At 70.2% G+C, this 11,315-nt stretch carries 9 protein-coding genes; all 9 read right to left on the reverse strand.

All coding sequences use genetic code 11. The features are described 5' to 3' along the window. Window positions 1-1,413, reverse strand: a 1,413-nt coding sequence (locus VKH46_15695) for a carboxyl transferase domain-containing protein (GenBank protein ID HKB72282.1), incomplete at its 3' end; no start/stop codon positions are given. Window positions 1,414-1,570: 157 nt separating this feature from the next. Then, complete coding sequence (gene metK / locus VKH46_15700) at window positions 1,571-2,746, reverse strand: methionine adenosyltransferase (GenBank protein ID HKB72283.1); 1,176 nt, start codon at window positions 2,744-2,746, stop codon at window positions 1,571-1,573. A 150-nt stretch (window positions 2,747-2,896) separates the two neighbouring features. Then, window positions 2,897-3,916 carry a glycosyltransferase family 4 protein gene (locus tag VKH46_15705; protein ID HKB72284.1) on the reverse strand — a complete coding sequence of 340 codons (1,020 nt, stop codon included), beginning with the start codon at window positions 3,914-3,916 and terminating at the stop codon, window positions 2,897-2,899. Between the two features lie 157 nt (window positions 3,917-4,073). Then, window positions 4,074-4,601, reverse strand: a complete 528-nt coding sequence (locus tag VKH46_15710) for an RsmD family RNA methyltransferase (protein HKB72285.1) — start codon at window positions 4,599-4,601, stop codon at window positions 4,074-4,076. Beyond that, window positions 4,598-5,308, reverse strand: a complete 711-nt coding sequence (locus tag VKH46_15715; GenBank protein HKB72286.1) for a hypothetical protein — start codon at window positions 5,306-5,308, stop codon at window positions 4,598-4,600. Before VKH46_15715 ends, VKH46_15710 begins: the two co-directional genes overlap by 4 nt. Continuing rightward, on the reverse strand, window positions 5,305-6,540 hold the full coding sequence (locus VKH46_15720; GenBank protein HKB72287.1) for a hypothetical protein: 1,236 nt from the start codon (window positions 6,538-6,540) through the stop codon (window positions 5,305-5,307). Before VKH46_15720 ends, VKH46_15715 begins: the two co-directional genes overlap by 4 nt. Next, the gene (gene dnaE, locus VKH46_15725; protein ID HKB72288.1) at window positions 6,527-10,015 is read right to left on the reverse strand and encodes a DNA polymerase III subunit alpha; all 3,489 of its coding nucleotides are present in this window, start codon (window positions 10,013-10,015) and stop codon (window positions 6,527-6,529) included. Before dnaE ends, VKH46_15720 begins: the two co-directional genes overlap by 14 nt. A gap of 18 nt (window positions 10,016-10,033) precedes the next feature. Further along, window positions 10,034-10,621 carry a hypothetical protein gene (locus VKH46_15730; GenBank protein HKB72289.1) on the reverse strand — a complete coding sequence of 196 codons (588 nt, stop codon included), beginning with the start codon at window positions 10,619-10,621 and terminating at the stop codon, window positions 10,034-10,036. Continuing rightward, on the reverse strand, window positions 10,584-11,108 hold the full coding sequence (gene xrtH, locus VKH46_15735) for an exosortase H (GenBank protein ID HKB72290.1): 525 nt from the start codon (window positions 11,106-11,108) through the stop codon (window positions 10,584-10,586). Before xrtH ends, VKH46_15730 begins: the two co-directional genes overlap by 38 nt. Between the last annotated feature and the right edge of the window lie 207 nt (window positions 11,109-11,315).

Below are 11,315 nucleotides of genomic sequence, written 5' to 3' on the forward strand. Positions count from 1 at the left end.
CGCCATCTCCGGCTCGCCCCGGCGGCGCCGCTGCTCCTGCTTGACCGTCGAGAGCACCTTCGCGGCCTGCTCGCCGCCCATCACCGAGATCCGCGCGTTCGGCCAGGTCCAGAGGAAGCGCGGCTCGTAGGCCCTCCCGCACATGGCGTAGTTTCCCGCGCCGAACGACCCGCCGATGATCACCGTGAGCTTCGGAACCCGCGCGTTGGCGACGGCGTGCACCATCTTGGCGCCGTCCTTCGCGATGCCGCCGCGCTCGTACTCCTTTCCGACCATGAATCCGGTCACGTTCTGCAGGAAGAGGAGCGGCACGTTGCGCCGGGCGCACATCTCGACGAAATGCGTCCCCTTGAGCGCCGATTCGGAGAAGAGGATCCCGTTGTTGGCGACGATTCCGACGAGGTAGCCGCGGACCCGCGCGAAGCCGGTCACGAGCGTCGTCCCGTAGCGCGCCTTGAACTCGTGGAATTTCGATCCGTCGGCGATCCGCGCGACGACCTCGCGGACGTCGTAGGGCTTGCGCCCGTCGCGGGGCATCACGCCGTAGAGCTCCTCGCCGGGATACCGCGGATCCTCGGCGGCGGTCCGATCGACGATCGCGGGGCGCGCGGCATGGAGGTTGGCGACGATCGAGCGCACGATCTCGAGAGCGTGCGCGTCGTCCTCGGCGAGGTGATCCGCCACGCCCGAGAGCCGCGTGTGGACGTCGGCGCCCCCGAGCTCCTCGGCCGAGACTTCCTCTCCCGTGGCGGCCTTCACGAGGGGCGGTCCGCCCAGGAAGATCGTGCCCTCGTTGCGGACGATGACCGCCTCGTCCGACATCGCGGGAACGTAGGCGCCGCCCGCCGTGCAGGACCCCATCACGGCGGCGATCTGCGGGATGCGCTTGGCCGACATCCGCGCCTGGTTGTAGAAGATCCGCCCGAAATGGTCGCGGTCGGGGAAGACGTCGGCCTGCAGCGGCAGGTACGCTCCCCCCGAGTCGACCAGGTACACGCACGGGAGCCGGTTCTGCTCGGCGATCTCCTGCGCGCGCAGGTGCTTCTTGACGGTGATCGGAAAGTACGTGCCCCCTTTGACCGTCGCATCGTTGGCGACGATCATCACCTCGCGGCCCGAGACCTCGCCGATGCCGGTGACGATCCCGCCCGACGGCGCCTGGCCGTCGTACATCCCCTCGCCCGCGAGCGTCGAGAGCTCGAGAAAGGGCGCCCCGGGGTCGAGGAGCGCGTCGACGCGGTCGCGGACGAGCATCTTCCCCTGCGCGACGTGATGATCGCGGGCCCTCTCGTCGCCGCCGAGCCGCGCCCGCGCGCTGCGGGCGTCGAGCTCCGACAGCAGCGCGCGCATCGCTTCCGCGCGCGCCCGGAAAGGCTCCGAGCCCGTGTCGAGCTTCGTTTCGAGGACGTCCACGCGCCGCGAATATAACCCGTCCGGCGCCCGCGGCGTGCGAAGGAGCCGCCGTTGTGCCGGTCTCTCCCGGCGCGCGGGCGCGGCGCGCGCCGCTCCCCCGGGCGAATGGGAAAGAAACCCCGTCCCCGCCGCGCCGACGCCGGCGAGTACTCCCGACTCAGGCCGACACGGCCTTCGGCACGGTCCCGCCGATCGCGGAGGCGATCGCGGCGGCCCGGTCGGTCCTCTCCCAATGGAACTCCGGCAGCGGCCGGCCGAAATGGCCGTAGGCCGCCGTCTTCTTGTAGATCGGGCGGCGCAGGTCGAGCGCCTCGATGATCCCCTTCGGCGTCAGGGGGAAGATTTCGCGGACGGCGGCCTCGAGCCGGTCCTCCCCGACCTTTCCGCTCCCCTTCGTGTCGATCAGGATCGAGACCGGATCGGCGACTCCGATCGCGTAGGCGAGCTGCACCTCGCAGCGGGACGCGGCGCCCGACGCCACGATGTTCTTGGCGATGTAGCGCGCCATGTAAGAAGCGGAGCGGTCGACCTTCGTCGGGTCCTTCCCGGAGAACGCGCCGCCGCCGTGCGAGCCCACGCCGCCGTACGTGTCGACGATGATCTTCCGGCCGGTCAGTCCGCAATCCCCCTGGGGACCGCCGACGACGAACCGGCCCGTCGGGTTGATGTGGAACTTGGTGTTGCGGTCGATCATCGCCGCCGGGATCGCGGGCCTGACGACGCCCTCGATGATCTGCTCCTTGAGCTCCGCGTGCTTGATCGCCTCGGCGTGCTGCGTCGAGACGACGATCGCCTCGCAGCGCACGGGGCGCGACCCGTCGTACTCGACCGTCACCTGGGACTTGCCGTCCGGGCGAAGGAAGTCGAGCTCCTCCTTTCGCCGCGCTTCCGAGAGGCGCATCGTGAGCGCGTGGGCGAGCGTGATCGGCGTCGGCATCAGCTCCTTCGTCTCGTCGCACGCGTAGCCGAACATCAGTCCCTGGTCGCCGGCGCCGCCGGTGTCGACGCCCTGCGCGATGTCGGGGGACTGGCGGTCGATCGACGAGATCACGGCGCAGGTCTGATAGTCGAAGCCGTACTTCGCGCGCGTGTAGCCGACGTCGCGGATCGTCTGGCGGACGACGTCCGGGAAGTGCACGTAACAGTCGGTCGTGATCTCGCCGGCGACGAACGCCATGCCCGTCGTGACCAGGGTTTCGCAGGCGACGCGCCCCATCGGATCCTGCGAGAGGATCGCGTCGAGGATCGCGTCGGAGATCTGGTCGGCGATCTTGTCCGGATGCCCCTCCGTCACCGACTCCGAGGTGAAGAAATGCTTTCCGTCCCGCGGCATGGATGCTCCTTTCGCCCTGTCGAAGGGTGAGCGAAAAAAAGTATCAGGACGGAAACCCGATTGCAAACCGGCCCGGCGCGCCTTACGGCCGCGGGAGATATCGCCGCAGCGTCCGGGCGGCGTCCTCGGCCACGAGGATCGTCGCCTCGCTCATCCCGGCGTCCTCTCGAGGAGATCCCGATAGAGGTTCACGAGCGTCTTCGCCACGATCGGCATCGCGTAATTCTCCTCGACGCGGCGGCGGCCGGCGAGCCCCATCCGCCGCCGCAAGGCGGCGTCGCCGAGCAGGCGTTCGATCGCTCGCTCCCATTCCTCCGGAGAGGAGGCGAGAAATCCCGTCTCGCCGTCGAGCGTGATCTCGCGGTTGACCCCGACCGGAGAAGCGATCGTGGGAAGCCCGGCCGCCATGTACTGCAGGAGCTTGAAACCGCCCTTTCCGCGCGTCCAGTCGTCCTCCTCGAGCGGCATGATCCCGACGTCGCAGGAAGCGAGCGCGGGGGCCTCCGTCTCCTTCGACCACGGGACGAACTCGACCGGCGCCGCGAAGCTCGCCGGAGGACGCTGCGAGACGACCGTGAGGCGGAGAGCGGGTCGCCGGGCGGCCACGCGCGCGAGCGCCGCCTCGACGATCGAGAGATACGGCAGATTGCCGGGCAGCCCGATCCAGGCGATCCGAGCGCCGCCCGGAGAGCCGGGCGCGCCGTCCGGATAGCCGGCCAGATCGATTCCGGTCGGGACGACCTCGACCCGCCGCGCAAAGGGGCGGGCGGCATCGGCGAGCGTCCGGTTCCCGGCCGTCACCAGATCGGCGATGGCGCACGTCGCGCGGAATTTCCGGACGCGGCGCGGGGAACGATCCGGCTCCTCTCCCGGCCGCTCGGGCTTGCCGAAGTAGATCGCGTCGTCGAAGTCGTAGACGATCCTCCGCGCCCGCCGCCGCACCGCCGCTCGCTCTCCCGTCTCGAGCTTGAATTTTGCGATGACGAGAAGGTCGAAATCCGCCAGCCGCGGCGCGCGCTCGAGGATCCGCAGGAGATAGCGCCGGCGAGGAAACGTCTCGACTTCGCAGGCGATTCCTGCGCGCTCGAGAGCGGGAACGTGCGCGGCGAGCCGGTGCCGGAACGACGGGGCTTCGGGGTCGTGGACCCAGAAGAGCGCGCGCGCCGTCATTCCCGCTGCCGGAACGCGCCCATCGTTCGGGCTCGACGAACGTGCGCGGTGATTCGCGCTCCAGGAACGTGCGCGGTGATTCGCGCTCCAGGAACGTGCGCGGTCATTCGCGCTCCAGGAACGTGCGCGGTCATTCGCGCTCCAGGAACGTGCGCGGTCATTCGCGCTCCAGGAACGTGAAGACGTTCCGCCCGTATCGGGCGACGCGCGCCACCCTCCATCCGGGCGGCGCCGCCGGCTCCTCGCCCGCGTCGCTCTGCCAGATCATCCGCCCCTCCGACCCGACGAGCGAAGCGACCCCTGCGGCGGACACCGTCTCCTCCCCGTACGGAGGATCGACGAATACGAGATCGAACGCCCGTCCCGACGACGCGAGCCGACGCACGGCCGCCGCGGCGTCGGCGCCGATCACCTCGAGCGCCGCGCCGAGGGCGCCCGCGTTGGCCGAGGCGGCGCGCGGATCCCGGTCGACCGCCGCCGCCGAAGCCGCGCCCCGCGACAGCGCCTCGAGCGCGACGGCGCCGGATCCCGCGAAGAGCTCGAGGACGCGGCGGCCGCGGATCCATTCCCCGAGGATGTCGAAGAGTGCCTCGCGGGCCCGCTCGGAGGTGGGCCGGGACCCGGGCGCGACGGCGAGGCGCCGATTCCGCCACGAGCCGCCGACCACGCGCAGCGTCCCGTTCACGGCGGATAGAAGCTCGCCGCCAGGTCCTCGAGCTTGTAGAACTGCGAATACGGCTCGTCGAGCCCCTTGAGCTCGACGACCCTCGCCCGCTCGTCGTAGCGAACGATCCGGAACTCCACCCCGTCCCGCCGCTTGAGGATGCGGCCCGGGGCGAGCTTCTCCGGCGCGAAGTCGCCCGAGGACGCGGTGATCTTCCCGAACGAGTCGCGCAGGTCCTCCATCGCCCCCCGGATCCTCTGCGCCTCCGGCGTGACCGCGGAGAACGAGTCGAATTCGATCTTCCACGGCCGTCCGTCCGCGCGCATGACGGAGATCACCGAATGCGCGAGCCGCTCGCCGCTCATGCCGCTGTCGAACGTCCCGGCGGCGATGTCCGCCTCGGGCGCGCGGAAGATCGCGACGTAAGAGTCGAGCTCGGCGGCCGCGAGCTTGCGCTTCTTCATCTCGGTTTTTCCGTCGGCGACGGATTTCCGGACGAGCACGCCGTCGGCGAAGAGCGTCACGCGCTGCATCGCGTCTCCGGTCTTGCTGATCCATTCCGCGACCCAGGTCGGCGCCGCCTCGCCGCCGGCCGGGTCGGGCGGGGGGGGCTCCTTCGCGTCCGTCGTCTCCGAAGTCTCGACGACGGGCGCCCCCGGGGCCCCCGCGCGAACGGCGGCGGCGCAGAGCATCACTCCGGCCGCGGCGAGGAGGAGAGGCGATTTCACCGCGCTCCCTCGCGAATCGCGTACTCGAGCTCCTCGGCCCGTCGGATCCGGCCGTCGACGCGGGCGCGCCAGGTCCGGTCGAGCGCGCGTCCGATCGCCGGTCCGGCCGCCAGGCCCGACCGCTTGAGGTCCTCCCCCCCGATCGCGAGGCGCACGCGGGCGGCGCGGCGCTTCGCGCGGCGGAGCGCGGCGGCCGCGCCGGGGGCCAGCGCGCTCTCGACGGCGAGCGTCTCCTCCTCCGACCAGGAGCGCGCGAGCGCGGCGATTTCCGAGTCGGGCGCGCGCGACGCGAAGAGCGCGCGGAGCGCCGCGAGGTCGTCCGGAATCCGGACGAGCTCCGCCTTTCGGCCGCCGGCGAGGCCGAGCCGCACGGCGATCTTCCCGCGGGAGTCCGCCGGCAGGTCGAGGCCCCAGGCGAAGAGAGACGCGCGGCAGCGCACCGCGGCCGGCGCACGGCCGGCGATCCTGCCCAGGCGCGTGAGCCGGGCCCGGACTGCGGGCGTGACCGCGAGATCGGGATCGATCGAGCGGTCGAGCCCCTCGCGGGAGAGGGCGGCGGCGGCCCGGCCGGGCGGCTGTTCGGCCAGAAGCAGACAGAGCTCGCGCCGCAGCCGGTCCCCGCTCACCGCGGCGAAGGCGCCCGCATTCCGCGCCCCCGCGATCCATCGCCGTGTTTCCGGCGCGATCCGGAACCCGAGCCGGAGCGCGAAGCGCACCGCCCGGTACGCCCGGGTCGGATCGTCGTGCGGCGAGCCCGCGTGGAGCATCCGAACGAGGCCGCGGCGGAGGTCGTCGCGTCCGCCGTGCGGGTCCAGGAGCGTGCCGGCCGATGGGCCGGTCAAGGGGATCGCCATGGCGTTGATGGTGAAATCGCGGCGCGAGAGATCGGCCTCGATCCCGCCGGGAAAGACGTCGGGGAGAGCGCCCGGGTGCCGGTAGGTCTCCCCGCGCGCCGAGGAGAAGTCGACGCGCATCGCCCGCTTCCCGGCTCGGACGAGGACGGACGCGGTGCCGAACGCGCCCGACGCGTCGACCCCGGCCTTCCGCCGCTTCGCCCACGACCGGGCGAACGCGACGGCGTCCCCCTCGACCGCGACGTCGAGGTCGCGAGGCGCGCGGCGGCGAAGCCGGTCGCGCACCGTCCCGCCCACGAGCCAGGCGGCCTTTCCTTCCCGCTGCGCCTCGCGGCCGATCGACGCCTCGAGCTCGCGGAAGCGCTCAGTCGTAGACATACCGGACGGCGCGCTCTCCGGCGAGCAGCCGGATCTCCTCGGTCAGGATCGCCGACGGCGCGACCGAGAGCGTTCCGTTCGTCTTCACGGTCGCCTCGAACTCCCCGGGGCGAACGAGCCGCAGGGAGACCGGGACGGGTCCGGGGTGCGCTCGGAGCTTCTCGTGGACGCGCGACAGGACGTTCTCGTCGGCGAGCGTGAGGTCCAGCCGGATCTCGAGGGCGCGCGCCCGCCGGTCCTTCAGCCCCGCCAGCGGCGCGATCTCCTGAGCGTTGAGCTCGACGCTCCCCCCTCCCTCGCGCACGAGAGCCGTGAGGAGGATCGGCCGGTCGTCCTCGAGCAGGTGCCCCGACTTCTCGAAGAGCGCGGAGAAGACCGCCACCGGGATCGTCCCGGTCGTGTCCTCGAGGAGGAATTTCGCCATGAACTTCCCCGCGTTGACGCCTTTCTTGATCTTCTGTTTCTTCAGGCCCGTGATGACTCCCGCGATCTTCACCGCCCTGTCGGTCCAGTCGGCGAGGTGCTCGACCTTCGCCTGGGCGAACCGCTCGACCTCCTCCGAGAACTTGGCGAGGGGATGCCCGGTGACGTAGAAGCCGAGCGACTCCTTCTCGAGCGACAGGAGCTCCTCCATCGGGTACGGGGAGGCATCCTCGAACGTGTCGGCGGCCGGCTCACTCTCGCCGCCGCCTCCGAAGAGGTTCGTCTGGCCGTTTTCCCGATCCTGCCGGCGGCGCGCCGCCGTCGCGGAGACGTCCTCGTAGGCTTCAACGAGCGACCGCCGGTTCCGGCCGAGAGAATCGAACGCGCCCGCGTGCACGAGCGCCTCGACGGCGCGGCGGTTGACGAGTTTGGGATCCACCCGCATCAGGAAATCGGTGTACGAACTAAACGGCCCTTTCTCCCGCTCCTCGAGAATCGCGTGCGCGGCGGAATCGCCGACGCCGCGCACCGCCGCGAGGCCGAACCGGATCGCGTCGCGGGTCGCCGCGAACGAGCGCCGCGACTCGTTGATGTCGGGGGGCCGCACGGGAACGCCCGCGATCGCGCATTCCCCCATCACCCGAACGATCTCGTCCGTCGACCCGATCGACGAGGTCAGGCACGCGGCCATGAAGTGGATCGGCCAGTGGGCCTTCAGATACGCGGTCTGGTACGCGAGCAGCGCGTAAGCGACCGCGTGCGACTTGTTGAACCCGTAGCGGGCGAACGGCTCGATCAACGACCAGATCTCCTCCGCCTTCCTCTTCGGGGTCTTGGCCTCGACGGCGCGGCGGATGAACTTCTCCGCCTGGGCCTGCATGATCTCCTTCTTCTTCTTCCCGATCGCCTTGCGCAGGTCGTCCGCCTCGGCGAGCGAGTAGCCGGCCACGCGCTGGGCGATCCGCATCACCTGTTCCTGGTAGACCAGGATGCCGAGCGTGTCTTCGAGGATGTCCTTCAGCTCCGGGAGCGGGTACGTGATCTTCGCGGTGCCGTTTCGGCGCCGCACGTAGTCCTCGACGGTTCCCGCGTCGAGAGCGCCGGGACGGTAGAGGGCATTCAGCGCCGCAAGGTCCGTGAAGCCCGCGGGCCGCGCCCGCCGCAGCAGGTCGCGCATCCCGGACGAGTCGAACTGGAAGACGCAGCCGGTCTTCCCTTCGCGGAAGAGCTCGTAGGTCTTCTCGTCGTTGAGCGGCAAATGCTCGAGGTCGATCTCGACCCCCTCGCTCCTCCGGATCGACGCGACGGCCTCGAGCAGGATGTCGAGCGTGATGAGGCCGAGGAAATCGATCTTGAGCAGACCCATCTTCTCGATCACGGTCATGTCGAACTGCGTCGTGATCTGGTCGTCGTTGGTCCGGTAGAGCGGAACGAACTCCGTGATCGGCTGCGGCGCGATCACCACGCCCGCCGCGTGCATCCCCGCGTGCCGGGAGAGGCCTTCGAGCCGCGAGGCGATCTGGACGACCTTCTTCGCGCTTTCGTCGGCCTTGAGGAGCGCCTTCAGGTCGTTGGAATCCTTCAGGGCGGACTCGAACGTGACGTCGGGGCCGCCGGGAATCGCCTTCGAGATCCTGTCGCCGAGCGACACCGGGAAGCCGAGCACGCGCGCCACGTCGCGCACCGCGGCCCTGGGCTTCAACTGGGAGAACGTGACGATCTGGGCGACGTTCTCGCGACCGTATTTCGCGGTCACGTACTCGATGATCTCGCCCCGGCGCGCCTGACAGAAATCGATGTCGATGTCGGGCATGTTCCTCCGCTCGGGGTTCAGGAACCGTTCGAACAGGAGGTCGTAGCGGAGCGGGTCGATGGCCGTGATGCGCAGCGCCCACGAGACGATCGAGCCGGCGGCGCTGCCGCGGCCGGGACCCACCGCGACCCCGGTCTCCCGCGCGTGGCGGATGAAGTCCGAGACGATGAGGAAGTACGAGGGAAAGCCCATCTTCTCGATGACGTCCATCTCGTAGTCCAGCCGCGCGACGTATTCTTCCGGCGCGCGCTTGATCGCGCCCGACGCGAAGTGCGGCTTCATCTCGGCGAAGCGGCGTTCGAGCCCTTCTCGCGCGAGCTCGCGAAAATACTCGGCGGCCGTCCGGCCGGGCGGCGGATGGAAGTTCGGGAGGAAAGGTCCCTCGGTCTTGAGCGAAACCGAGCAGCGCGCCGCGATCGCCGCGGAGTTCGTCACGGCCTCCTGGCTCCACGGGGCGAACCGCTCCTTCATCTCGTCGGCGTCCTTGACGTAGAACTCGTCGTTGTAGAAGCGCATCCGCCGCTCGTCTTCGAGCGTCTTCCCCATCCCGATGCAGAGGAGGACCTCGTGGGCGAAGGCATCGTTGCGCGTCAGGTAATGACTGTCGTTGGTCGCGACGGGCGGAAAGCCCGTCTCCTTGGCGAGGCGGAGGAGCTCGGGAAGGATCTTCGTCTGGTCGGGAAGCCCGTGGTCCATCAGCTCGACGTAGACGTTCTCCTTCCCGAAGATCTCCCCGAGCTCTTCGAGCGACCGCTTCGCCGCGGAAAAATTCCCGCGCGACAGCGCCCCCGCGACCTCTCCCTTCAGGCAGCCGGAGAGGGCGATCAAGCCTTCGGCGTGCTCGCGCAGCAGCTCCTTGTCCATGCGCGGCCGGTGATAGAAGCCGGTGAGATACGCCTCCGAGACGAGCTTGACGAGATTCTTGTATCCGGCCTGGTTGCGGGCGAGCAGCGTCAGGTGATACGTGAAGCCTTCCCCCGACTCGCTCGCGGCCCGGGTCTCCCGGTCCCTCCGGTCGCCGGGCGCGATGTACGCTTCGACGCCGAAAATCGGCTTGATCGCCGTCCTGTCGGCCTCCTGCCAGAACGCGTAGGCGCCGAACATGTTGCCGTGGTCCGTCACCGCGACGGCCCCCTGACCGAGCTTTGCGACCGTACCGCAGAGCTCCGAGATGCGGTTGGCGCCGTCGAGCAGGGAATACTGGGAGTGCAGATGGAGATGGACGAAATCCGAGGCCATTCCCCGGATTGTAGATGATCAGCGCCGACGGTGTTGCATCCGGCGCGATGCCGCGGAGGCGCCCGGCGAGGAACCCGCCGCGAGAGCCCACCAGAGCGCGAAGGGAACCGCGAAGATTCCCGCGATCCGGTAGAAATGGCTGCCGGTCGCCCAGAAATTCCGGGCCGGCGCGCCGTAGTGCGCGGCGCTCCACGGACCGAGCGAGAGCGCGTACAGCGATTCGACCGCGAACACGAGCGCGACGACGTGCGTCGCCCACAGGATCGCGGCCGCCGCCGCGAACCGGCGCAGGGCCCGGTCGGAGAGCGGCCGGGGGATCGCCGCGAAGAGCGCGGTGAGGATCGCGACGTTGAAGTCGAGGTCGTCGGCCGGGACGCCCGGCCGCGCCGAGCTCTCCGGGAAGTCCTCGCGGTCGACGATCACCTCGCGCTGCTCGGCGCGCAGCCGGGTGACGGCGGGCGACTCGAAGAGGCGGATCGCGGCCTGGGCGACCGGGGCGAGCGTGCGCTGGTAGGGCTCCGCGAGCCCCGCCCAGAGCGCGGCGCCGGCGAGGAAGCCGGCAGCCCCCTTAACGAGCGGCGGGACGAACCGGCCGGCGCGCGACAAACGAAGCCCAGACGACGAAGAGCCCGACCCCCGCGAGCACGACGATCGACTGCCAGACGAGCGCGTGCGCCGAGCCGAACCACGCGGGCCGGTGCGCGCCGATCCAGAAGAGCGACACGACCCGGACGAGGTTCAGGAGCTCGATTGCGGCGAAGCCCCCGAAGAATCCCGCCGCGCGCTGGCGCCAGGACGCGGGGAACGCGAGGACGGCGGCCGCGAGCAGGAGGGCGGTCTCCAGTCCGTTGCACCCGTTCTCGATGTTCACCGAAAACGCCCGCGAGGAGATCACCGTCCCGGCCACGGAGACCGGTTCGCCCATCGCGCCCAGGATCCGCGCCGAGACGCGCGCCACGCCGGCCGTGAAGGGCACCACGACGTGGTCGTTCACCGGGTGGATCGCGATCACGGCGTAGAAGAGCAGCAGCAGGCCGGCGAAGACGAGCAGAAACCTCTTCGGCGACCGTCTTCCCTTTTCGGCGGAGCTCACGCGCGGGATTCTATCGTGCGGACTGCACTCCCCCGGAAGCAGAGAGCGTCCGTCGTGCCGGCGGCCGGCCCGACGGACCCGTATAACCGCGCGTATCGCCGCGCCCTCGAAACCTGGCTGACGAGGGCGGAAGGTTCTCGGTTGGATCGATGGTGAGGCGCGGCCAGACGTGCGGGAAGACGGATTCGGCGGGCCGGCCGGCGGCTA

This window comes from Thermoanaerobaculia bacterium, assembly GCA_035260525.1.
In the GTDB taxonomy this organism is placed as follows: domain Bacteria; phylum Acidobacteriota; class Thermoanaerobaculia; order UBA5066; family DATFVB01; genus DATFVB01.

Bases quoted from the DNA above. Each gene is read 5' to 3' on its own strand.
- metK (HKB72283.1), bottom strand. From the start codon at position 2,746: ATGCCGCGGGACGGAAAGCATTTCTTCACCTCGGAGTCGGTGACGGAG.
- VKH46_15705 (HKB72284.1), bottom strand. From the start codon at position 3,916: ATGACGGCGCGCGCGCTCTTCTGGGTCCACGACCCCGAAGCCCCGTCG.
- VKH46_15720 (HKB72287.1), bottom strand. From the start codon at position 6,540: ATGTCTACGACTGAGCGCTTCCGCGAGCTCGAGGCGTCGATCGGCCGC.
- dnaE (HKB72288.1), bottom strand. From the start codon at position 10,015: ATGGCCTCGGATTTCGTCCATCTCCATCTGCACTCCCAGTATTCCCTG.